Origin of the sequence: Alcanivorax quisquiliarum (genome assembly GCF_023051175.1) — a bacterium.
Lineage (GTDB): Bacteria > Pseudomonadota > Gammaproteobacteria > Pseudomonadales > Alcanivoracaceae > Isoalcanivorax > Isoalcanivorax quisquiliarum.
Genome location: NZ_JALKII010000008.1, coordinates 90,611 through 112,145, shown reverse-complemented (window position 1 = coordinate 112,145; position 21,535 = coordinate 90,611). Strand labels below are relative to the sequence as shown.

The 21,535-nt window shown below is 62.4% G+C and carries 20 protein-coding genes and 2 tRNA genes; 15 read left to right on the top strand and 7 right to left on the bottom strand.

The genetic code is table 11. From position 1 onward, the window contains the following. Positions 1-124 precede the first annotated feature (124 nt). Both MU846_RS12045 and MU846_RS12040 read right to left on the bottom strand, forming a co-directional pair. Positions 125-595, bottom strand: coding sequence for a peroxiredoxin (locus MU846_RS12045; protein WP_246953053.1), 471 nt, complete (start codon positions 593-595; stop codon positions 125-127). A gap of 156 nt (positions 596-751) precedes the next feature. Continuing rightward, a complete protein-coding gene (locus MU846_RS12040; protein ID WP_246953051.1) occupies positions 752-973 on the bottom strand; it encodes a hypothetical protein in 222 nt (73 codons plus the stop codon). A 54-nt stretch (positions 974-1,027) separates the two neighbouring features. Here MU846_RS12040 and dapA point away from each other — a divergent pair, with 54 nt between their 5' ends. From dapA to purC, 4 genes are read left to right on the top strand one after another with little or no spacing between them, the layout of a single operon-like run. Continuing rightward, positions 1,028-1,915, top strand: a complete 888-nt coding sequence (dapA, locus tag MU846_RS12035; RefSeq protein ID WP_371738943.1) for a 4-hydroxy-tetrahydrodipicolinate synthase — start codon at positions 1,028-1,030, stop codon at positions 1,913-1,915. Further along, positions 1,912-2,523: an NlpB/DapX family lipoprotein gene (gene bamC, locus MU846_RS12030; RefSeq protein WP_246953049.1), complete on the top strand. Its 612-nt coding sequence runs from the start codon at positions 1,912-1,914 to the stop codon at positions 2,521-2,523. Before dapA ends, bamC begins: the two co-directional genes overlap by 4 nt. Continuing rightward, positions 2,520-3,299, top strand: coding sequence for an MBL fold metallo-hydrolase (locus MU846_RS12025; protein ID WP_246953047.1), 780 nt, complete (start codon positions 2,520-2,522; stop codon positions 3,297-3,299). The genes bamC and MU846_RS12025 overlap by 4 nt, the downstream gene beginning before the upstream one ends. A 49-nt stretch (positions 3,300-3,348) precedes the next feature. Then, complete coding sequence (gene purC, locus MU846_RS12020) at positions 3,349-4,065, top strand: phosphoribosylaminoimidazolesuccinocarboxamide synthase (protein WP_246953045.1); 717 nt, start codon at positions 3,349-3,351, stop codon at positions 4,063-4,065. A 268-nt stretch (positions 4,066-4,333) separates the two neighbouring features. Here the strand turns inward: purC and MU846_RS14780 are convergent, their stop codons facing one another. Further along, positions 4,334-4,567, bottom strand: coding sequence for a pentapeptide repeat-containing protein (locus tag MU846_RS14780; protein ID WP_371738940.1), 234 nt, complete (start codon positions 4,565-4,567; stop codon positions 4,334-4,336). 170 nt (positions 4,568-4,737) lie between these two features. Here MU846_RS14780 and MU846_RS12015 point away from each other — a divergent pair, with 170 nt between their 5' ends. Beyond that, complete coding sequence (locus MU846_RS12015; protein WP_246953043.1) at positions 4,738-5,193, top strand: hypothetical protein; 456 nt, start codon at positions 4,738-4,740, stop codon at positions 5,191-5,193. Between the two features lie 636 nt (positions 5,194-5,829). Next, positions 5,830-6,522 (top strand): GntR family transcriptional regulator, encoded by a 693-nt coding sequence (locus MU846_RS14775; protein ID WP_246953042.1) that lies wholly within the window; start codon positions 5,830-5,832, stop codon positions 6,520-6,522. Here MU846_RS14775 and cysZ read toward each other — a convergent pair. Then, positions 6,470-7,315: a sulfate transporter CysZ gene (gene cysZ, locus MU846_RS12005; RefSeq protein ID WP_246953040.1), complete on the bottom strand. Its 846-nt coding sequence runs from the start codon at positions 7,313-7,315 to the stop codon at positions 6,470-6,472. The genes MU846_RS14775 and cysZ overlap by 53 nt on opposite strands. Positions 7,316-7,632: 317 nt before the next feature. Between cysZ and smc the strand changes: the two genes are divergently transcribed. The 6 genes from smc to MU846_RS11975 all read left to right on the top strand — a co-directional run bounded on the left by smc (position 7,633) and on the right by MU846_RS11975 (position 16,004). Further along, positions 7,633-11,127 (top strand): chromosome segregation protein SMC, encoded by a 3,495-nt coding sequence (gene smc, locus MU846_RS12000; protein WP_246953037.1) that lies wholly within the window; start codon positions 7,633-7,635, stop codon positions 11,125-11,127. Positions 11,128-11,185: 58 nt separating this feature from the next. Next, entirely contained in the window at positions 11,186-12,190 is a 1,005-nt protein-coding gene (zipA, locus tag MU846_RS11995; RefSeq protein WP_246953035.1) for a cell division protein ZipA, read from the top strand. Positions 12,191-12,272: 82 nt separating this feature from the next. Continuing rightward, positions 12,273-14,603: an NAD-dependent DNA ligase LigA gene (gene ligA / locus MU846_RS11990; RefSeq protein ID WP_246953033.1), complete on the top strand. Its 2,331-nt coding sequence runs from the start codon at positions 12,273-12,275 to the stop codon at positions 14,601-14,603. Continuing rightward, positions 14,600-15,199 carry a transglycosylase SLT domain-containing protein gene (locus MU846_RS11985; protein WP_246953031.1) on the top strand — a complete coding sequence of 200 codons (600 nt, stop codon included), beginning with the start codon at positions 14,600-14,602 and terminating at the stop codon, positions 15,197-15,199. The genes ligA and MU846_RS11985 overlap by 4 nt, the downstream gene beginning before the upstream one ends. A gap of 33 nt (positions 15,200-15,232) precedes the next feature. After that, positions 15,233-15,661, top strand: a complete 429-nt coding sequence (locus tag MU846_RS11980; RefSeq protein ID WP_246953029.1) for a hypothetical protein — start codon at positions 15,233-15,235, stop codon at positions 15,659-15,661. Between the two features lie 118 nt (positions 15,662-15,779). Next, entirely contained in the window at positions 15,780-16,004 is a 225-nt protein-coding gene (locus tag MU846_RS11975; RefSeq protein ID WP_246953027.1) for a hypothetical protein, read from the top strand. A gap of 14 nt (positions 16,005-16,018) precedes the next feature. Here the strand turns inward: MU846_RS11975 and MU846_RS11970 are convergent, their stop codons facing one another. Both MU846_RS11970 and metE read right to left on the bottom strand, forming a co-directional pair. Beyond that, positions 16,019-16,765: a hypothetical protein gene (locus MU846_RS11970; protein WP_246953025.1), complete on the bottom strand. Its 747-nt coding sequence runs from the start codon at positions 16,763-16,765 to the stop codon at positions 16,019-16,021. 94 nt (positions 16,766-16,859) lie between these two features. Continuing rightward, entirely contained in the window at positions 16,860-19,172 is a 2,313-nt protein-coding gene (gene metE, locus MU846_RS11965) for a 5-methyltetrahydropteroyltriglutamate--homocysteine S-methyltransferase (RefSeq protein ID WP_246953023.1), read from the bottom strand. A 118-nt stretch (positions 19,173-19,290) separates the two neighbouring features. Here metE and MU846_RS11960 point away from each other — a divergent pair, with 118 nt between their 5' ends. Next, the gene (locus tag MU846_RS11960) at positions 19,291-20,208 is read left to right on the top strand and encodes a LysR family transcriptional regulator (RefSeq protein ID WP_246953021.1); all 918 of its coding nucleotides are present in this window, start codon (positions 19,291-19,293) and stop codon (positions 20,206-20,208) included. 43 nt (positions 20,209-20,251) lie between these two features. On the opposite strand, the gene MU846_RS11955 is transcribed toward MU846_RS11960, so the two are convergent. After that, the gene (locus tag MU846_RS11955; RefSeq protein WP_246953018.1) at positions 20,252-20,914 is read right to left on the bottom strand and encodes a glutathione S-transferase family protein; all 663 of its coding nucleotides are present in this window, start codon (positions 20,912-20,914) and stop codon (positions 20,252-20,254) included. Positions 20,915-21,149: 235 nt separating this feature from the next. Between MU846_RS11955 and MU846_RS11950 the strand changes: the two genes are divergently transcribed. Continuing rightward, a tRNA-Glu gene (locus tag MU846_RS11950) sits at positions 21,150-21,225 on the top strand. 172 nt (positions 21,226-21,397) lie between these two features. After that, a tRNA-Gly gene (locus tag MU846_RS11945) sits at positions 21,398-21,473 on the top strand. Positions 21,474-21,535: the final 62 nt, after the last annotated feature.

Below are 21,535 nucleotides of genomic sequence, written 5' to 3'. Positions count from 1 at the left end.
GCAGGCCTGCTTCTGGCCGATACAGCAGCGGAAAGCAAAGCCGGGCAAAAATCTCCACGAAAATTGACGACGAACCAGAAAAACGGCTTGAAGCGTTGGCCGGGGAAGGCCCCGGCCAGAAGATTCAAAGCGCTTTGACGGCAGCCAGCACCTCGGCGGCATGGCCGGCCACTTTCACCTTGCGCCATTCCTGTCGCAACGTGCCGGTGGCATCGATCAGGAAGGTGGAGCGCTCGATGCCTTCGAATTCCCGGCCGTACATTTTCTTCAGCTTGATCACATCGAACAGCCGGCACAGGGTTTCGTCTTCGTCTACCAGCAGCTCGAACGGGAAGCCCAGTTTGGCCTTGAAGTTCTCGTGGCTTTTCAGGCTGTCGCGAGAGACGCCGAAAATCTCGCAGTCGGCCTGCTGGAATTCCGGGTACAGATCCCGAAAATCCGAGCCCTCGGTGGTGCAGCCGGGTGTGTTGTCCTTGGGATAGAAATAGATCACCACGTTGCGGCCTTTCAGATCAGCGGAACGGATGGTCTGGTTGCCGGTGGCCGGTGCGGAAAAAGCCGGCACGGCTTTGCCCACGGTAACAGTCTTGCTCATGAAACAGCTCTCCTTGGTGATGCCGAGTAAAGCGGATCAGCCGCTGACAAAGCGGCAGCGTAGCATTTGCGGCGCCATTGGCCGAATATCTGCGGCTCGGCTCGGCCCGGTGACTGGCAGGGCAAATGGTGTTGGCTGCCTTGCCGGTGTGGTGCGCTAGGTCGAGGTAAGCGTCGGGTGCCTGGTGCGGTGCTGTCTTGCCACCGACCATTGCGGCGCCGGCTGCAAGGCGCCTGTCGCTGGATAGCTGGCCGCAGGTTCGCCGGGTGCCGGATCGCCGGCCGCCGGATCGCCGGCCGCCGGAACGCCGGCCGCCTTGTCGTCAGGTAGGGCGGCAAGTACCATTATCCGCTTGCCACGCCCTGATTTGTCGGGCATCCCCAGGCGCCCCGGTTTGCCGGGCGACAATCTCACTTTAACGCCGGAGACAACGTGAATATTCGCGGCAGCATCGTAGCTCTCGTCACGCCCATGCATGCAGATGGTTCTGTCGATTGGGAGCGCCTGCGCAAGGTAGTGGACTGGCATGTGGAGCAGGGCACAGGGGCCATTGTTTCGGTCGGCACCACTGGTGAGTCGGCCACGTTGGGTTTCGAGGAACACGATCTGGTGATTCGCGAGACGATCTCGGCGGCCCGTGGCCGTATCCCGGTGATTGCCGGTACCGGTGCCAACTCCACCGAAGAGGCGATCCGCCTGACCCGTGATGCACAACGCGCTGGCGCGGATGCGTGCCTGCTGGTGACGCCTTATTACAACAAGCCGACGCAGGAAGGGCTGTACCAGCACTACCTGGCGGTGGCGCGGGAGGTTGATATCCCGCAGATTCTTTACAACGTGCCCGGCCGCACCGCTTGCGACATGCTCCCCGAGACAGTGCTGCGCCTGAGCAAGGTGCCCAATATCATCGGCATCAAGGAAGCTACCGGCAATCTGGAGCGCATTCGCGAGCTGCTGGATCGCTGCGGCGACGGTTTTCTGGTCTATTCCGGCGATGACGCCACGGCGATCGAATCGATCCTGCTGGGCGGCCACGGCAATATTTCGGTGACGGCGAACGTGATGCCGGCGCGCATGGCGGAAGCCTGCGCCGCAGCGCTGGCGGGCGATGCGGACAAGGCACGCGATCTGGATGCCACCATGCGTGCGCTGCACAGTGATCTGTTTATCGAATCCAATCCTATCCCGGTGAAATGGGCCTTGTACGAAATGGGTCTGATCGACCGAGGTATTCGCTTACCGCTGACGCCATTGTCAGCACCGGCCCAGGACACGTTGCGCGAGACCTTGCGCAGCGCCGGCCTGCTGGAGGTCAAATGAAGAAGGCTGGCCTGGCCATGCTGATGCTGCCGGCACTGCTGGCGGCATGCAGCTGGCTGCCCGACCGCACCATGATTTACCAGGAGGCGGAAACTGCGCCGCGCATGGAAGTGCCCGAGGGCATGTGGTTCAGCGGTTTTGATGATCGCTACCCGATCCCGGATGTGGAGCGCCGGGTGCAGGTAGAGGATTCGGCCAGCGAGCGCTTCGTGATTCCGACGCCGCCGCAGCTGGTGGTGCTGGGCCAGAGTGTCGAGGACGAGCAGGCAGCAACCGGCCCGGCGCCGGAAAACGTGCGTGCGATCCTCGGCCGCGATGGCAACGGCTATCCCATCATCATGCTCAATACGCAATTTGTCTGGGCCTGGGAACAGGTGGGCCAGGCAGTGGCGAAGACCGATTTGCGCATCGAGGATCGCAACCGCGAATCCGGCATCTACTACGTGCGTGTGCCTCGTGAATATGGGTTGTCCGAGCGTCAGGCACAATTGAAACTGAGCCAGACGGTCAATGGTATCCAGATCGCGGTCTTGAACCAGACCGGCACCAGCCTGGTGGATCAGGAACCCGGCCAGGCGATTCTGCAACGGCTTTATGACGCCCTGTGAACCTCGCTTCGATCGGCAGCGGTAGCAAAGGCAACGGCACCCTGGTGCGCTCGGGCGATACCATCGTGCTGGTGGATTGCGGTTTCACGGTGAAGGAAACCTGCCTGCGGCTGGCCCGGCTGGGGCTCTCGCCGGAGGATCTCAGCGCGGTGGTGGTGACCCACGAGCATGGTGATCATATCCGTGGTGTGCTGCCGCTGGCCCGTCGATATCGCTTGCCCGTGCACATGACCTTCGGTACCTTGCGCGCCATCAGCGCACCGGGCAGCCGGCATAGTCTGGCTGGCGTCACGGTGCAGGAAGTGCGGCCGGGCCGTCGTTTTTCGGTGGGTGCGGTGGAAGTGCTGCCCGTACCCGTGCCCCACGATGCACTGGAACCTTGCCAATACGTCTTTGAGGCAGGCACGCGCCGCACGGGTGTGCTCACGGATCTGGGCTCGGTCACGCCGCATGTGGTGGAGGCGTACGCCACCTGCGATGCGCTGTTGCTGGAGTGCAACCACGATCCGGAGCTGCTCGCCAGAGGGCCGTATCCGCCGTCGCTGAAGCGGCGTGTGGGTGGCGCCCGCGGGCACTTGAGCAATCAGCAGGCAGGCTCGCTGGTAACTGTGCTGGAGCGCAATCGCCTGCAACATCTGGTGCTTTCGCACCTGAGCGAACAGAACAACACACCGGAGCACGCGCTGGAAGCGGTGGCGGATGCCGGTTTCGATGACGCCCAGCGGGTGCGCGTGGCCAGCCAGCAGGAAGGCTTCGGCTGGCTGGATGTGAACTGACAACAATGGCCGGATCTCCGGCCTGCCTGTGAACGACAAGGTGACGGCAATGGAAAAACGTACAGAGCTCTACTCCGGCAAGGCCAAATCGGTATTCACCACCGACGATCCCCAGCGCTTTGTGCTGTGGTTCCGTGATGACACCTCGGCGTTTGACGGCAAGAAAAAGGAAAAGCTGGATCGCAAAGGCGCGGTGAACAACCAGTTCAATGCCTTCATCATGCAGAAGCTTGAAGAGGCCGGCATCGCCACTCACTTCGAGAAGCTGCTCTCTCCGCAAGAGTCGCTGGTGAAGCGTCTGGAGATGCTGCCGATCGAATGTGTGGTGCGCAATATCAGCGCCGGCAGCATCTGCCGCCGCCTGGGTGTGGCCGAAGGGCTGGACCTGAACCCCCCCACGTTCGAGCTGTTCCTCAAAAACGATGAGCTGGGCGATCCGATGATCAACGAGTACCACGCCAAGAGCTTTGGCTGGGCCGAGCCCGAGCACATCGAGCGCATGAAAGAGCTGACCTTCCAGGTCAACGATGTGCTCAAGGCGCTGTTCCTGAGCGGCAACATGCTGCTGGTGGACTACAAGCTGGAGTTCGGGCTGTTCGACGGCGAAGTGCTGCTGGGCGATGAATTCACGCCGGACGGCTGCCGCCTGTGGGACAAGGACACCCGCGAGAAGCTCGACAAGGATCGCTTCCGCCAGGGCCTGGGGGATGTGGTGGAAGCCTACGAGGAAGTGGGCCGCCGCCTGGGCATGAGCTTCGATTACTGATCGCTGATCGCGCTGGCCGTCCTCCCTCGGGCGGCTGGCCACGCAGACCGGTTTTGCCTTGCCGGGCGCGCCGGCCTGTACTTCGATGCCCGCCCTGATAATAGGAATCACAAGGCGAGCCTATGCTATCGCTGTTTCGATTGACCGCCCTGGCATTGCGGGTGGGCGCGCTCTCCGGCTGTTTCCTCACCAAGACTGCTTTTTCAGCAAGATGGTGGCTACGCCCGCGCGGCTGATGGGCTCCGCTGGCGCGGTGGTGGGTTCGGCGCTATCGATCCTGCCGCTGGTGGGCAGCCCCGATCAAGGACAGCTTCCGCGAGATCAACGCCGCCATCGACAGGATGGCCGATGGTGTGGATGACATTTCTGGCCGACCGGCTTCCCCTGTACCGTCTGTGGTTTTACGGCTTCCATTGGCGAGCGGCCCGTGGTGGCGGTGTTGCCGCAGGTTCGCCTGCCGCAGGTTCGCCTGCCGCAGGATCGCCTGCCGCAGGCTTGTCATCGGGCGGGGGGTTGCTCAAAATGAACGCCGGCAGCCGTTATGGCTGCCGGCTTTTTTCCGGGGTAACAACAGCGGCGGGCGCAAGATGGCCAGCCACTGCTGGCCAGATTCAGAGCCATCGGGCGCCAGCCAGGCTCTTATAACGAAAACAATAGAGGTTCTTTCCCACCATGTTGAAGCGAATCGCGCTTTGCGCGCTGTTGCTGCTGCCCGCGCTGTCACAAGCCGAGCTGCTGCTCGGTATCGGTTACGTCAATGGAATGGTCGGCCCCAACCTTGAGTGGGCCTGGCAGCGCCACACGGCCTATGTGCAGCCGGGCGCGCATCTGGGCGATTACGGCCTGGAAGACGATGAGCTGCGCTGGGTGGCCGGTATGCGCTACCGGATTGATCAGGGCACCACGGTGACCAGCGGTTTTTTCACCGGCCTCATGGTGGGTGATCTCGGCGGTGAGCGGCAATACGAGCGGCTCGGCATCGGCGGCGAGCTGGGCCATCAGTGGATGGGTAATTATCTGCGGCTGACCATCAGCGGCGGCATGGCCGTGCTGGAGGAGTTGCGCGAGCGCGATCTCGACGTGGAGCCACAGTTCCTGCTGGGCGTTACCCTGAGCGTGCGCCGCTGAAGCAAGCCCGCGTCAATCGGGCTTGTGGGGGTTGGTGAGCACTGTCGCGGTGCCGAGACGTCGAAGTTTTGCACAGCTTTGAAGCATGTTTCAGTTGGATGTCAATATCCCGCTGTAACTTGTTGATTCTTACATTGTCCGTTTTAACTTGTTGAAAATAATGATTTTCTCTCTTTGGGTGATTTTTCATCATTTTGATCTCATGCCGCCGCACACGGGCTTCGGAGCAAGTTCTCACCGTATTACCCACAGAGTTTTCCACAGATTCTGTGGGTAACTTTTTACGGCTTGCAGGGTGCGGGCAGGGGGCGCGGCAGGAGGCAAGGGGGGGCAGGTCCAAGGGATGAAAGTCAGGGGCAAAGTGCAAAGGCTGCGAGGAAAAGTGGCGTCGGCTTCCCGTAGTAGAGTGTCGTGAAGCAGCCCCCCAAGAGCGTGAGGCCGGCAGCAGCAAGCAAAATCAACGTCCGTCGCGGGGCGAAACAGAGCAGCGGTGGCCTGCCCAGAGCAGGCGGGCGGCGGCGGAGCGGGAGACACGGCCCGGGCGCACGCGCTCAACGGCCATTGCGCTTTGTTTTATAGTCAGACAGGATTCAAAGGATTGTCCAACAGGAAGCCCAGCCAGGGAGGCGTTGTGACGTGACCTTCAAAGCCAACGACAGTCTCTCCGAACAGATCGCCCAGCACCTGGGCCGCCAGATCATACGTGGCGAGATGCTGCCGGGGGATCGCATTCAGGAGTTGCGCATCGCCGCCGAGCTGGAAGTCAGCCGGGGCTCGGTGCGCGAATCGCTGCTGATTCTGCAGCGCCGTCATCTGATCGATATCCTGCCGCGCCGTGGCGCGGTGGTGAAAGATCTTTCCGAAGCCCATGTGCGCAGCCTCTACGAGGTCATGCAGGTGCTGCTCGGGCTGGTTGTGCGCAAGGCGATCAAGGTGATGCAGGAGGATGATCTGGATCGCTTTATCGAGCTGATCCACGCCTTGCAGCTACGGGTAGACGAGCGCGACACCGAAGGCTTTTTCGAAAGCAGCTTCGCTTTTTTCGAGGCGCTTTATCCTTACGCTCGCAACCCCTTCGTGGAAGATATCCTGGAAAACCTGCAACCGGCGATCCAGCGCGCCTACTACATGGCGCTGCATATCGAGCAGGGCGAGCTGCGCGAGTGCATGACCTTCTTCAAGGCGATCATCGAGACGATCTTCCGCCGCGATGTGCGTTCGGCGCTGGAGATCATCCGCGAGTTTGCCGAGCATCAGTCGTCGCTGGTGCAGGAATCTATCGTGCGCGCACGCCAGATCGAAGCGGCCTGGGGGCGGCGGAAGAAGTAGCCAGGGCTTCGCCAACGGGCGCGGGCCGGGCGCTGCCTTTCTCCAGCCAGAACAGCGTGCCGGCGATTACCGCCACCGGCATGATTACCAGATTCACCAGTGGCAACATGGTCAGGCCGAGGATCAGGCAGCCCAGGCTGGTCACCAGAATGCGCTGCTCTCGCAGCCGGGCGAGCATTTCGTCAAAGCTCACCAGCCGGGTATCGGCACCGTAATCAATGTACTGAATGGCGATCATCCAGCCCGACCAGATAAACCAGATGGCCGGCGCCAGCAGGTTGATCACAGGCACCAGTGACAGCAGCGTCACCAGCACCAGTAGCGGCACCGCGCGCAGCAGCCAATAGCCGGTCTTGCGCAGTTCGCGGCGCACCGTGCGCCAGATCATCGAGCGAATACTCTCCTCCGGTTGCGGTGGAAAGCCCAGCGGTGGAGCGAGCTGGTTATCCACCTGCGCCGCCAGAAAGCCCATGAACGGCGCTGCCAGCAACTGCACCACGTTGGTGAATACCATGGCCAGCAGCGCCAGCAGCAACAGCCAGACCAGCAATTGCAGCAGCCCGGTCACCAGGCTGATGGCAGGGTTGAGAAACGCCAGCCAGCCCTCCAGCGCCCAGCCCGCCGTGAGCGAACCGAGCAGCCCGGTGAGCCAGCTGCCTGTGAACCAGTAGGCACCGCCGAACAGAATGCTGTTGAACAGGATCGGCACGATCACCCAGGGGCTGACGGCACGGGTGCGGGCCAGCGCGGCGGCACGACGCAGATAGCTGAAGGCTTCGGTGAAAGGGGTCATTCGGTATGCTTCCGTGTCAAAGTCTGCCGGGCGATAGCTTCCGGTTCCAGGCGTCGGGCAGTGTAGCGAGGCAATGTACCGAAAGTGTACCGGAGGTTGTAGCGGTGCACCTCCGGCCGGCGCTGTTACATAGTGCGGCGCCCGGATTTTCTATACACTAGCCGTTTTTCCGGGGGCACCCGGAGGGCAGCCGCCGGCACCGGCCGGCCTCTGCGGTTTTCGCAAGAGCCTGTTATTGCATACTGCGCTGTCATTGCAGACATTCCAGATTACGAAGCGCCGCCGGAACGCGGCGCGCTGACCGGGCCCAGCACAACATGCGATTGAAAAGTATCAAGCTCGCGGGTTTCAAGTCTTTCGTCGACCCTACCACCGCCCTGTTTCCGGAGAACCTGACCGCCGTGGTCGGGCCCAATGGCTGTGGCAAGTCGAACATCATCGATGCGGTGCGCTGGGTGATGGGAGAATCCTCCGCCAAGCACCTGCGCGGCGAATCCATGGCAGATGTCATCTTCAACGGCTCCAACGCCCGCAAGCCGGTGGCGCAGGCCAGCATCGAACTGATCTTCGACAATGGCAGCGGCAAGATCGGCGGCGAGTATGCCCGGTACGCCGAGATCTCCGTGCGCCGCATGGTCACCCGCGACGGCCAGTCCAGCTACTTCCTCAACGGCACCAAGTGCCGCCGCAAGGACATCACCGATCTGTTTCTCGGCACCGGCCTGGGCGCACGCAGCTACGCGATCATCGAGCAGGGCATGATCTCGCGCCTGATCGAAGCCCGGCCGGAAGATTTGCGTGTCTATATCGAGGAGGCGGCCGGCATCTCCCGCTATAAAGAGCGCCGCCGCGAAACCGAAAACCGCATGCGCCGTACCCGCGAGAACCTTGAGCGGCTGACCGATATCCGCGAGGAGCTGGAGCGCCAGCTGGAGCGCTTGTCGCGCCAGGCCGCTGCGGCCGAAAAATACAAGCAATACAAGGAAGAGGAACGGTTGACCGGCGCGCAGCTGCGGGCCCTGCGCTGGCGTGCTCTGAACACCCAGGTGGAGCAGATCGAGCATGTCATGCGCGAGCTGGAAGTGGCGGTGGAAGCGAAGGTGGCGGAACAGCGCCGGGTGGACGCCGAGCTTGAGCGGCTGCGCTCCGGGCACACTGATGTGCAAGATCGTTTCAACAGCGTGCAGCAGGATTATTACGCCTTGGGCGCCGAGGTAGCGCGCCTGGAGCAGAGCATCCAGCATCAGCGCGAGCGCAAGCAGCAGCTGAACGAAGAATTGATGCAGGTGGAGCAGAGCTGGCGCGAGACCGCCGAGCACCTGAGCATGGATGGCGAACGCATTGCCGAGCTGGACGCGAAACTGGCCGAGCTGGAGCCGGAGCTGGAGCTGATCCGGGAGCAGGAGGCCGAAGCCAGCGAGCAGCTGGCCATGGCCGAAGAGCAGATGCAGACCTGGCAGCAGGAGTGGGAAAGCTTCAACCACCGCTCGGCCGAATCACGCCGCAAGGCAGAAGTGGAACAATCCCGCATCCAGCATCTGGAAACCTCCATCGAGCGGCTCGCCGACCGGGTCGAGCGCCTGAACCGTGAGCAGGGCACTCTTGATGCCGGCCCGCTGGCAGCGGAGATGCGTCAGTTCGAGGAACAGCAGGCGCAACTGCGCGAACAGGCCGAAGAGGCCGAGCTGCGCGCCGAGAGCGTGCAGGAGCAGATCAACGACATTCGCCGCGACAACGGCGAGCGCGGGCGCCAGCTGGAAGATGATCGCGAGCGCCTGCAAAAAATGCAGAGCCGTCACGCCACGCTGGAGGCATTGCAGAAAGCGGCTCAGGGCGACGATGGCAGCGTTTCCCAGTGGTATCAGCGGCATCAGCTTGAGCAGCGGCCGCGCCTGGCCGACCAGCTGGACGTGGAGCCCGGCTGGGAGCGCGCTGTCGAGGCCGTGCTGGCCGAGAGCCTGCAAGGCATCTGTGTGGATGGCTTCGAGCAGGTCGAGCAGTGGCTGAGTGATCTTTCACACGGCCGCATCTGCCTGCTGGCCCCCGGCAGCGCCGCCGGCGAGGGCGCCCACGGTCGCACCCTGGCGGCATTGGTGCGCGGCAATGTGCCGGCACAGCTGGGACACATCTACGCGGTGGAAACACTGGCAGACGCGCTCGCCCTGCGCGGCCGCCTGAGCAGCGCGGAATCCGCCGTCACCCGTGACGGCATCTGGGTAGGCCCGGATTGGCTGCGCGTGGTGCGCGAGCAGGATCAGCAGGCCGGGCTTCTGGAGCGCCGCCGCGAGCTGGAAACGCTGGAAACGGAGATGCCGGAAATCGAGGCCCGCGTGGCCGAGAACCGGGCGCGGCTGGAAGAAGGCCGCGAGCGCGTGCAGCAGCTGGAGCAGGAGCGCGAAGAAAGTCAGCGGCAGGCATCGCGCATCAACCGTGATCTGGGCGAGGTGAACGCGCAGATCAGTGCTCGTGCCGTGCGGCTGGAGCAGATCACCATGCGCCGCGAACGGCTGGGCCGCGAGCTGGAGGAAAGCCGCGAGCAACAGAGCCAGGAGCAGGAGCAGCTGAAAGAAGCTCGCGCCATCCTGACCGAAGCGCTGGATGCCATGGAGCAGGACAGCGGTCAGCGCGAGGCGCTGTTGTCACGCCGTGACTCCACGCGAGCACAGCTGGACGATGCACGGCAGAAAGCGCGCCACGCAAGGGATCAAGCTCACCAGTTGGCGATGGAAGTGCAGGGTGCGCGCACCCAGGCGGAGTCCTTGCGCCAGGGTCTGGCACGGCTGGATGTGCAGGTGGCCAACCTGGCGGAACGAAAATCACTGCTGGAGCGTCAACTGGATGAAGGTGACGACCCCGGCATCGAGCTGAAGGCGCAACTGGAAGAAAAACTGGAAGCGCGGCTGGAAGCCGAAGCACGCTTGCAGGAGGTGCGCCGGGAGCTGGAAGGCATCGACCACGAAGTACGCAACCTGGACGGCCAGCGGCAGCAATTCGAAGGCCAGGCGCAGGAAGTGCGCGCCGCGCTGGATGGCAAGCGTATGCAGTGGCAGGAATTGAAAGTGCGCCGCAGCACGGTGCAGGAGCAGCTGGCCGAGCAGCAATTCGATTTGCAGACCGTACTGGCCAATTTGCCGGAGGATGCTACCGAGGAGGCATGGAACCAGGAGCTCGAAGCCATTGCCGGCCGCATCAGCCGCCTGGGGCAGATCAATCTGGCGGCCATCGACGAGTACAAGACCCAAGCCGAGCGCAAGGAGTACCTGGATAGCCAGAACGCCGATCTGGAAGATGCGCTCAATACACTGGAAAACGCGATTCGCAAGATCGACCGTGAAACACGCACGCGCTTCAAGGAGTATTTTGATCGCATCAACAAGGGATTGCAGGAGCTGTTCCCGAAAGTGTTTGGCGGCGGGCACGCATATCTGGAGCTGACGGGCGAAGATCTGCTCGATACCGGTGTGGCCATCATGGCGCGCCCGCCCGGCAAGCGTAACAGCACCATTCACCTGCTTTCCGGTGGTGAAAAGGCATTGACGGCGCTGTCACTGGTTTTCTCGATTTTTCAATTGAACCCGGCCCCGTTCTGTATGCTGGACGAAGTCGATGCGCCGCTGGATGATGCCAACGTCGGGCGTTTCTGTAATCTGGTGCGGGAAATGTCGGGCGTGGTGCAATTCATTTATATTACTCACAACAAGATTGCGATGGAGATGGCACACGCGCTGATGGGTGTGACCATGCATGAGCCAGGCGTATCGCGCCTGGTGTCCGTGGACGTGGACGAGGCCGCGGAGATGGCCGCTCTGTGATCAATCACCGTATTTTTCCGGGGAATTGGGGTAGTACAAACAAGGAAGAGGCAAGCTGATGGGCCTGAATCTGGAAACCCTGGTTGGCATTCTCGTCATTCTGATACTGCTCATCATGGCGGATGGGCTGCGGCGCATGTTGCGCGAGCGCAACACCCGTTTGCGCATGAAGCTCAAGCCACGCCGCAGCCACACCGAGGAAAGCGATACCGCCAGCTCGGCTGATTTCAATCCGGAGCTGCCGTCCGGGGGCGCTCGCGTGGTGCAGCGCATCCTGGCCCAGCGGGCAGCCGAAGAAGCCGATGGCGAGGCCGCCAGCGGGCAGCGCGTCAGGGCGGAAGCGCGGGATACCGTGCGCGCCACCCAACAGGCGCTGTTCGATGAGGAATCGTTGCCGGATCAACCCCTGACACCCCGTGGCCCCGACGCTGATCTGGCCGAAAACGAGGCCGAGCTGCCGCGCATGCGCGCCGAGCGCGAGCTGCCAGCGGACGCCGCACCCGCACCTGCTTCCCCCACGCCGGCACCCGCAACCCCCAGGCCAGCGCCTGTGGCGCGCACACCTGCGCCACGGGCGGCACGCCGTGCCGAGCCGGCCCGTGCCGAGCCGACTCGTGAGCCGCCCCCGCTGCTGGAAGTGATCGTGGTGCATCTGATTGCGCCGCGAGGGCAGCGCTTTGATGGTCGCGAGCTGCTTCAGGCACTGCTGGAAAACGGTATGCGTTTTGGTGAGATGAATATTTTTCACTGCCACCGCAATGAAGGCGGCCGCGAGGTGTTGCAATTCAGCATGGCCAACGCGGTGGAGCCGGGTACTTTCGATATTGATCAGATGGATCGCGAACAGTTTGCCGGCATTACGTTTTTCCTCAAGCTGCCCGGCCCGGGTCGGCCGCTGGCAGCGTTGGAGCGAATGCTCGATACCGTGCGCGCACTGGCCGAGCAACTGGGTGGCGAGTTGAAAGACGAACAGCGCAGCGTGCTGACCCCGCAAACCATGGAGCATATGCGCCAGCGGGTGCAGGAGTTCGAGCGTCGCCTGCGTCTGAAAGCCGAGCTGTGAGCTGTGCCCGGCGCGCAGGTTTCGCTGCTGCAACGAATGTCGTGTCGAATGCCGTATTGACTGGATTCCGGAAACCCGCCCGATGAGCAAGCCCGCCGATAACACCCTGATCGCTGCCGCCGCGCAACTGCGCGAACAGCTCAACGACTGGAGTTATCGTTATTATGTACTGGCTGATCCGGCGGTGCCGGACGCCGAGTACGACCGCCTGTTTCGCCAGTTGCAGGTGCTTGAAGAACAGTACCCCGAGCTGATTACACCTGATTCGCCTACACAGCGCGTCGGCGAGCGGCCCTCCGACGGCTTTGCCGAAGTGCGCCACGAAGTGCCGATGCTGTCGCTGGGCAATGCCTTTGATGAATCCGATCTGGCTGATTTTGATCGCCGTATTCGCGAGCGCCTGGATATCGATGGCGAGGTGGAATATGTGGCCGAGCCGAAGCTCGATGGCCTGGCGGTTAGCCTGGTCTATGAACACGGCCAGTTGGCGCGCGGTGCCACACGCGGCGACGGGCAGACAGGCGAAGATATCACCGAGAATATGCGCACACTGCGCTCGGTGCCATTGCGCTTGCGCGGTGAAGCGCCCGCGCTGGTGGAAATTCGCGGCGAAGTGATGATGACCCATGCGGGTTTTGCGGCGCTGAACGAGCGGCAACTCGCTGCCGGGCTGAACGCCTTTGCCAACCCGCGCAATGCCGCTGCCGGCAGCTTGCGCCAGCTGGATTCACGGCTGACCGCCCAGCGGCCGCTGGAGTTTTTCGCCTACTCGGTAGCGCGCATAGAAGGCCAGCCCTGGCCAGCGCGGCACAGCGAATTGCTGGCGCTGGTGCGTGACTGGGGCTTGCGCGTCAACCATGAGGTAAAGAACTGCCTCGGTGTGGCCGGCTTGCTGGCCTACTATCAGGATATTCTCAAGCGCCGCGATAGCCTGGGCTACGACATTGATGGCCTGGTCTACAAAGTGGATCGGCTTGATTGGCAGAACGATCTCGGCTTTGTTTCCCGTGCGCCGCGCTGGGCAGTAGCGCACAAGTTTCCGGCGCAGGAAGAAATCACCATCCTGCGAGACGTGGAGTTTCAGGTAGGGCGCACTGGCGCGATCACGCCCGTGGCAAGGCTTGAGCCGGTGCAGGTGGGCGGTGTGACGGTGAGCAATGCCACGCTGCATAACATGGACGAGATCGCCCGCCTTGATCTGCGCATCGGCGACAGCGTGGTGATCTATCGTGCCGGCGATGTGATCCCGAAAGTGGTCAGTGTGATTACCGAGCGGCGCCCGGCGGACGCCCGGCCGATTGTGTTGCCGACACATTGCCCGGTTTGCGGCAGCGATATTTTTACTGCCGAAGGCGAGGCCATCGCACGATGCACAGGCGGGCTGATCTGCAGTGCCCAGCGCAAGGAAGCGGTGCGCCATTTTGCCTCGCGACGGGCGATGGATATCGAAGGGATTGGCGAAAAGCTGGTGGATGCGCTGGTGGAAACCGGCATGGTCGGCACGCTGGCGGATCTCTACCGGCTGGAGGCTGAGCCGCTGGCAGCGCTCGAGCGCATGGGCGAGAAATCCGCCGCCAACGTGCTTGGCGCGCTGGAAAAAAGCAAGCAGATGCCGTTATCGCGGTTTCTGTTTGCGCTCGGCATCCTGCAAATCGGCGAAGAAACCGCCAAGGCATTGGCCAGCTCCTTTGGTGAACTGGCTGCCATTCGCGAGGCGGACGAAATACTCCTGCTGGCGGTTCCGGATGTGGGCGTGAAGGTCGCGCAATCGGTGGCGGCTTTTTTTCGTGAACCGCATAACCAGGAAGTCATCGACGAGCTGCTGCAACTGGGCCTTGAGGCATCAGGGCCAGGAGCACCGGCGGCAGATTTTGTCTCACGGCTGACGGTGGCGCACGTGCTCAATGCGGCCAAGGCGTTGGGTGCGCCGTTGCACGGCATCGGCCAGAAATCGCTGGAACGGATCGGCACGCAGTTTGCCGATCTGAATGCACTGCGAAACGCCACAGCACCGATGCTGGCCGAAGCGGGCCTGCCGGAGAGCGTGGCCGAAGCGGTCACTGGGCTGGTCGCGGATGAGCATTGGGCTTCGCGGCTGGGGCGGTGCCAGGCGCAGATAGAGGCGCTGCGGGAGAAAGCACCGAAAAAAGACGATTCGGTACAGGCGCTGGACGGCGAAACCTGGGTGCTCACCGGCACACTGGCGTCGCTCAGCCGTGATCAGGCCAAAGCGCTGCTGGAGCAGCTCGGTGCCAAGGTGGCCGGCAGTGTGTCGAAGAAAACCACGGCCGTGGTGGCGGGCGAGGCGGCCGGCAGCAAGCTGGCGAAAGCGGAACAGCTTGGCATTCCGGTGCTGGATGAAGCGGGGCTGCTTGCCATGCTGGCCGAACACGGGTTAACTCCGGAGCCATGAGATATTCCCGGTGGTTGGGCCTGTGTCTGATGTCGGTGGCGCTGCTCGGCAGCGGCTGCGCCATGCGCGCACCGGAAAACGTGAGCAACGCCTGTGCGATCTTCGATCAGCGCGGCGGCTTCATCAATAACTGGCAGCGCCAGGCCAAACGTGCCGAGCGTGAGTTCGGCGTGCCGATGCCGATCCTGTTGGCTACTATTTATCAGGAATCGCGCTTTCATCCGCGGGCGCGGCCGCCGCGCAAGAAACTGCTCGGCTTCATTCCCTGGCGGCGGCCCTCCAATGCGTTTGGTTATGCACAGGCGCTGAACTCCACCTGGGACTGGTATCGGGAGGATACCGGCCGTGGTCTGGCACGGCGCAGCAAATTCAAGGATGCGGTGCATTTTGTCGGCTGGTACCACGACCAGACCCACCGCCGTAACGGTGTTGCCAAAACCGATGCCCACAACCTTTACCTGGCGTACTATTCCGGCCACGGCGGCTATGCGCGTGGCACCTGGCGCAACAATCGCACCATCATCAATGCCGCTGCTCGCGTATCAAGTATGGCGCAGACCTACGATACGCAGCTGCGCGGTTGTGGCCGCCGCTAGCGCAGCGACAGGGTGAGTGAAAGAGGGGAAATAGTGGATTCCGAATCCATTGTCTACGGCTGCATCAAGCATTTGCCGTTCGGCGATCTGGTGCAACGCAAGGCCAGCTGCATGCATAACCGCCTCGCCATCCGGCAATTGCCGCAAGCAGATCAGTGGCCGTTTCTGTGCCGTGAAATGTTTGCCGTGCCGGGGGATGACCTGATGGGAGGCACCTTCCAGACACAGGTCATTCATTTCGGCATGTCCTATCAGGCGGTGGAATACGAATGGGAACACTGGTTGCAGAAATTCGAGACGTTGCTCAAGCGCATGTATTGGGTGAGTGCCGTGGTGCATCTGGAAACCGAGCTTTCCGGGCACCACACCTTTGCGTGGGATGCCGCCGAGGTGTGCCACGAACCGAGTGATGAGCCGCTGCGAGTGCGTTGCGAGTGGGCGCGAGAAGGCACTTTTGCTTGATACCACCCGCTGTGCGCACGTCGGCCATACGGCCCGCCGGGCGGGTGCAGGGCTTGCAAGGTGGCAGCAGCTCAGGCAGGGTTCACCTCAAGGGGAAAACAAGGGGAAAGCGAGACTGATGAGAACCATCTCCGAAACGGCACCATTCACCCGGCGACTGCCGCCGCAGGCCGCACGCGAAAGCGAGCGCAACCTGCTTGAGCGCCTGCTCGCGTTGCGTTTCGGCTCCTTGCCCGCCACCGTATCAATACGGCTGGCACAAGCTGAATCCTGCCAGCTGGAAATCTGGGCGCAACGCATGTTGCAGGCCGATTCCCTGGAACAGGTGTTCACCGACGCCTGATCGGCGCTTCCTCTTTACCAGCCCTCGCTGAACACGCCTTGTAGCTGATCCAGCCGTGCCTGCGCGGTGCGGATATAAGTGCGTACATCGCTGCGCCATTGCGGCGGTTGGGTGCTGGCGGCGATCACCGCCGCAGCGGGCTCGGTGAGGATTTCGGCAGCATCGCGGCAGCGCGGTGGTGCATCCGGCAGGCCGCGTCCTTCACGATAGTCGCGATCCAGGCTCGCCTGATCCAGCTGGGGCAAGTGTTGCGCGAGAGTGATCGCCTGTTGCAAATAATCGGTGCACTCCGTGTAACGCAACATCACGCTATCGAGCAGCGGCAGCGATTGATCCACCAGCGCCTGGGCCATAGGCTCCACATGGTCGGCGTTATCGTCATCATCAAGCAGGCGCAGCAATTGGTCAGCGCTCTCCTGGTAACGCTGCACCAGTTCACGGCTCACCACACCGCCTGGTTCCGCTCGTTCGGCAATGGTTTCGCTGTCGGTTTCCGGATCGGAGCAGCCGGCCAGCGCTATCAGCAGCGGCACCAGCACAAGTTGGGTGAGGCGGACTGGTCGGGGTGCCCTGGCGACAGGCGCGCTAGCACGCGGTGCGACAGTGAAAGGCTTGTCCGCAGGAAGTACATCCGCGCAAGACATATCCGAGAATGGTGTCTCGACGGAAGGCGCTTTTGAGGCAGGCACTTTCAAGAAAAGTACATCCGCGCCGGAACGGGCGCGGGCATCAGGGCAGGAGCAGGATTCCAGGGGGTGCATGTCTTCCTCCTTGTGAATGATCACCTGCCCTTGATGTTACGCCTGATGCCGAGCGGCGGCGCCCGCGCAGCCCGGCATCAGCAAATGCGCTGTGTTATTTGTGCACGGCGTCCTTGCTATAGCGCTGCCGTAATTGCTGCGCTGCTTGCACCATATTTTCAAGCGCCGGCCGTGTTTCTTCCCAGCCACGTGTCTTGAGGCCGCAATCCGGGTTCACCCACAGCCGCTGTGGCGGCAGATTGGCGGCGGCTTTTTCCATCAGCGTGACCATCCATGCCACGTCGGGGATATTCGGTGAATGAATATCGTACACGCCCGGCCCCAGATCATTCGGGTAATGGAAATCCTCGAACGCGCGCAGCAGCTCCATGTTCGAGCGCGAGGTTTCGATGGTGATGACGTCGGCATCCATGCTGGCGATGGCTTCGATAATGTCGTTGAACTCGGCATAGCACATATGTGTATGCGTCTGTGTGGTGTTCTTCACGGCACCCGTGCTCAGGCGAAAACAATCCACCGCCCAATCGAGATAGGCAGGCCAGTCAACACGACGCAGGGGCAGCCCTTCGCGCAGCGCCGGCTCGTCAATCTGGATCACCTGAATGCCGGCATTTTCCAGATCCAGCACCTCCTGGCGCAGCGCCAGCGCCAGTTGTTCGCAGGTGCGCTGGCGCGGCTGATCGTCGCGCACAAATGACCACTGCAAGATCGTTACCGGGCCGGTAAGCATTCCTTTTACCGGCTTGTCGGTGAGTGATTGTGCGTAGGCACTCCAGGCCACGGTCATCGGCTCCGGGCGGCTCACGTCGCCAAAAATGATCGGCGGCTTCACACAGCGCGAGCCGTAGCTTTGCACCCAGCCATTGGCGGTAAAAGCGAAGCCTTCCAGCAGCTCACCAAAATATTCCACCATGTCGTTGCGCTCGGCTTCGCCGTGCACCAGCACATCAATACCGATCTCTTCCTGATAGCGGATGCACTGTTCGATTTCGGCACGGATGGCGGCATCGTACTCCGCCTGAGTGATGCTGCCTCTTTTCAGATCCCGGCGCAGGCCGCGGATGCCTCGCGTTTGCGGGAAGGAGCCGATCGTGGTGGTGGGGAAGGCCGGCAGTTGCAGCGCCGCCTGCTGGGCGCGAATGCGCTCGGCAAAGGGCGCTTGCCTGGCCCGCGACACCGCTGCCAATGCAGCCATCTGTGCCTGCACAGCTGGGTTGTGAATGCGCGTGGAGGCGGTGCGGGCCGCGATCACGGCACGCTGGGCCGCCAGCTCGCTGACCACTGCCTCCGGCTCGCGCAGCGCCTGTGACAGCAGCCGCAGCTCGCCCAGTTTCTGGTGCGCAAAACTGAGCCAGCTTTTCAGCTCGTTATCCAGCCCGTGTTCCTGGGCGAGATCCACCGGCACATGGAGCAGGGAGCAGGACGGCGCCAGCCACAGCCGTGTGCCCAGTTGCGCCTGTGCCTGGGCCAGTAATGCCTCCGCCTGGTCGAGATCGGTGCGCCAGATATTGCGGCCATCGATCACGCCGGCCGACAGCACTTGCTCCGGCTTGAGCCGCGCCAGCACAGCCGGCAGTTGCTCGGGTGCCCGATGCAGATCCAGATGCAGCCCGGTGACCGGCAGCTCCAATGCAGTGAACAGATTGTCGCCCAGCCCGCCAAAATAGGTGGCCAGCAGCAGTTTGACCGGGCTGGCGGCAAGTTGATCGTAAACACGCAAGAACGTCCGCTGCCAGGCATCAGGCAGATCCAGCACCAGAATCGGCTCGTCGATCTGCACCCATTGCACGCCCTGCTCAGCCAGCCGCGCCAGCACCTGGCGATACACCGGCACCAGCCGCTCCAGCAACGCCAGCTTGGTGGCATCACCGGGGCCATCGTAGGCATCGCCCTTGCCCAGCCAGAGCCAGGTCAGCGGGCCGGGGATCACCGGCTTGGCCGCATGGCCCAGCGCCTGCGCTTCCGCCACTTGCTGGAACAGGCTCTCGCTGGCGATGCGGTAATCCTGCGCCGGGTGCAGCTCCGGCACGATGTAGTGGTAGTTGGTATCAAACCATTTGGTCATTTCGCAGGCGGCGGCCGGCTTGCCGCTGGGGGCGCGGCCACGGGCCATGCGAAACAGGGTATCAATATCCACTGGGGCTGTGTGGTCCTGATCAAAGCGCGGCGGCACGGCACCGAGCAGGCAGCTCCATTCCAGTATCTGGTCATACCAGGCGAAATCGCCCACCGGCAGCAGCGTGATGCCGGCGTCGGCCTGAGCGGCCCAGTGGCGAGCGCGCAACTCGCGGCCGACGTGCTCAAGCTCGGAGCGTTGCAGCGTGCCAGCCCAGTACGCTTCCTGAGCCAGTTTCAGTTCGCGGTGCGCGCCAATGCGCGGAAAACCAAGGGTATGCAGCGTTGTCATGATGTTATCCAGCCGGGTAATCGAGGCGGCACGGGCCGCGGGTACAAGGCTGGCTATTGTGGTGCCTGGGTCACATGAGCCAAAATCAAGTTCTGCATAGGCACTATGAGTGTTGTTCATGTTGGAGTTGCGACATCTTGAAACCCTGACGGCCATCCGCGAAGGCGGCAGCCTGGTGGAAGCGGCGGATCGGCTGCATGTCACCCAATCGGCGCTGTCGCATCAGTTGCGGGAACTGGAAAGCCGGCTGGGCCTGCAATTGCTGAACCGGCGCACCCGGCCGGTACGCTTTACCACCGCCGGGCTACGTATTCTGGCGTTGGCCGATGAGGTGCTGCCGCAAATGCGCAGCACCGAGCGCGAGCTGAAGCGGCTGGCGGCCGGGCAGACCGGGCGCCTGCACCTGGCGATCGAATGCCATTCCTGCTTTCAGTGGCTGATGCCGACACTGGATGTGTTTCGCGGCCAGTGGCCGGAGGTGGAGATGGATCTGTCCGCCGGCTTTTCTTTTGCGCCCCTGCCGGCACTGCTGCGCGGCGATCTGGATCTGGTGATTACCTCTGACCCGATTGCTATGGAAGCCGTGCGCTATGTGCCGCTGTTTCGTTATGAGCTGGTGCTGGCGGTCGCGCGCGATTCAACGCTGGCGGCGGCGCGCTTCGTGCGCCCGCAACAACTGGCGGAGGAGACGCTGATCACCTATCCGGTAGAACGCGAGCGGCTGGATGTGTTCACCGCATTTCTCGATCCCGCCCTGGTGGAACCGGCTGCGCAGCGCACTGCAGAGCTGACGCCGATGATGATACAACTGGTGGCCAGCGGCCGGGGCGTGGCTGCCTTGCCCAACTGGGCGCTGACGGAATACCTGTCACAAAAACTGATCGCCACGTGCAGGCTGGGAGAGGAGGGGGTCTGGCGCACCCTGTATGCGGCCGTGCGGGTGGAAGAGGAAGAGGCCGCGTACATTCAGGATTTTCTTGCCACCGCGCGCGAGCACTGCTTCCGCGATCTCAGCGGCATTCGCAGGCCTCGTTGAGCGCCTTTGTCGAGGCATGTGCCTCAACAAAGGCTCGGCTGGGTCAGTTGGCAGCGCCCCGTACCTTTTCCACAAAGCCGCGCTCGCGCTCCAGCAAGGAAGCAAAGCTCGGGCGTGCCAGCAGCTTTGCAACGTGCGCGGCCAATGCAGGCCAGCGGCTGGCATCAATCCGTTCGCCGCCATGTTGCAGGTTGGCAAACTGTGTCGCGACGGCGATATCCGCCACCGTCAGTTGCTCACCGACAAACCAGTCACGCCCTTTGATCTGCTCTTCGAGATAATCCAGCAGCGGCGGCAGTTTCTCCGACAGGGCTTTTGCAATGCGTTCTTCGTCGCTGGGCTTGCCCAGCAGCGGCATCAGCACCCGGTTGCGGAATACGGTAAAAGTGGTGTGCGGGGCAAGCTCGTAATCGGCAAATTTTTCCAGCCACAGCACGCGCGCATACTCGGCGGCGCCTGCGGGATAAAGCGGCTGCTCCGGGTAGGCTTTGTCCAGATAAGCGCAGATGACGCCGGAATCGGCCAGCACGGTGTCGCCATCTTCCAGTGCCGGTATCCGCCGCAAGGGGTTCAGTCGCGAGTATTCCGGCGGGCAGTTGAACGGATCGACGTGTACAGCCTCGTAAGCCAGTCCTTTTTCGGCCAGTGCAACCCGCGCCTTGCGCACGAAGGGTGACAGCGCGGCGCCGTGGAGTTTGATGCTCATGGGTGCTTCCCCTGATAGATGAAGAGTGGGCTAATCTGAGCAACCCAGCGAGCCGAGGTCAATGGCAGGTTCGATCAGGTTGCGTGGGTGGTCAACAGCCATGAACCAGTGCACCGAAGCCTCGCTGCCACCACAGTGGCCACGCCGAAGCAGAGGCCGAAATCATTTTCCCCTTGACGAAACGCACCCGCCTGATAGAATTTGCGCCGCTCGGGACAGCCCGGGCAAACACAGCGTCCCCTTCGTCTAGAGGCCTAGGACACCGCCCTTTCACGGCGGTAACAGGGGTTCGAATCCCCTAGGGGACGCCATTAAAAAAGCGTGCTTGCACGCACCCTGATTGAAATCCCCGTGGGGATGAGAACCATCCATTCAGGGGTTTGACCGGCGACGTGTCGCCGGAACGGTCACACGAAGAGTGACCGGCCCGAAGGGCAAGCGGCGCAGCCGCGCAGTAATCCCCTAGGGGACGCCATTAAAAAAGCGGGAATAGCTCAGTTGGTAGAGCGCAACCTTGCCAAGGTTGAGGTCGCGAGTTCGAACCTCGTTTCCCGCTCCAATCTCCTGCCGGTGGACGTGCCCAAGGTCCATCGGCAACTCCTGGAAAATCCTGAATAGCTC

Excerpts from the sequence above, each read along its gene's own strand:
- MU846_RS11960 (WP_246953021.1), top strand. The coding sequence starts at position 19,291 with ATGTTGGAGTTGCGACATCTTGAAACCCTGACGGCCATCCGCGAAGGC.
- purC (WP_246953045.1), top strand. The coding sequence starts at position 3,349 with ATGGAAAAACGTACAGAGCTCTACTCCGGCAAGGCCAAATCGGTATTC.
- metE (WP_246953023.1), bottom strand. The coding sequence starts at position 19,172 with ATGACAACGCTGCATACCCTTGGTTTTCCGCGCATTGGCGCGCACCGC.
- bamC (WP_246953049.1), top strand. The coding sequence starts at position 1,912 with ATGAAGAAGGCTGGCCTGGCCATGCTGATGCTGCCGGCACTGCTGGCG.
- MU846_RS11970 (WP_246953025.1), bottom strand. The coding sequence starts at position 16,765 with ATGCACCCCCTGGAATCCTGCTCCTGCCCTGATGCCCGCGCCCGTTCC.
- MU846_RS11955 (WP_246953018.1), bottom strand. The coding sequence starts at position 20,914 with ATGAGCATCAAACTCCACGGCGCCGCGCTGTCACCCTTCGTGCGCAAG.
- MU846_RS12045 (WP_246953053.1), bottom strand. The coding sequence starts at position 595 with ATGAGCAAGACTGTTACCGTGGGCAAAGCCGTGCCGGCTTTTTCCGCA.
- MU846_RS11985 (WP_246953031.1), top strand. The coding sequence starts at position 14,600 with ATGAGATATTCCCGGTGGTTGGGCCTGTGTCTGATGTCGGTGGCGCTG.
- MU846_RS11975 (WP_246953027.1), top strand. The coding sequence starts at position 15,780 with ATGAGAACCATCTCCGAAACGGCACCATTCACCCGGCGACTGCCGCCG.
- MU846_RS14780 (WP_371738940.1), bottom strand. The coding sequence starts at position 4,567 with ATGACAAGCCTGCGGCAGGCGATCCTGCGGCAGGCGAACCTGCGGCAG.
- MU846_RS12015 (WP_246953043.1), top strand. The coding sequence starts at position 4,738 with ATGTTGAAGCGAATCGCGCTTTGCGCGCTGTTGCTGCTGCCCGCGCTG.
- cysZ (WP_246953040.1), bottom strand. The coding sequence starts at position 7,315 with ATGACCCCTTTCACCGAAGCCTTCAGCTATCTGCGTCGTGCCGCCGCG.
- MU846_RS12040 (WP_246953051.1), bottom strand. The coding sequence starts at position 973 with ATGCCCGACAAATCAGGGCGTGGCAAGCGGATAATGGTACTTGCCGCC.
- zipA (WP_246953035.1), top strand. The coding sequence starts at position 11,186 with ATGGGCCTGAATCTGGAAACCCTGGTTGGCATTCTCGTCATTCTGATA.
- ligA (WP_246953033.1), top strand. The coding sequence starts at position 12,273 with ATGAGCAAGCCCGCCGATAACACCCTGATCGCTGCCGCCGCGCAACTG.
- smc (WP_246953037.1), top strand. The coding sequence starts at position 7,633 with ATGCGATTGAAAAGTATCAAGCTCGCGGGTTTCAAGTCTTTCGTCGAC.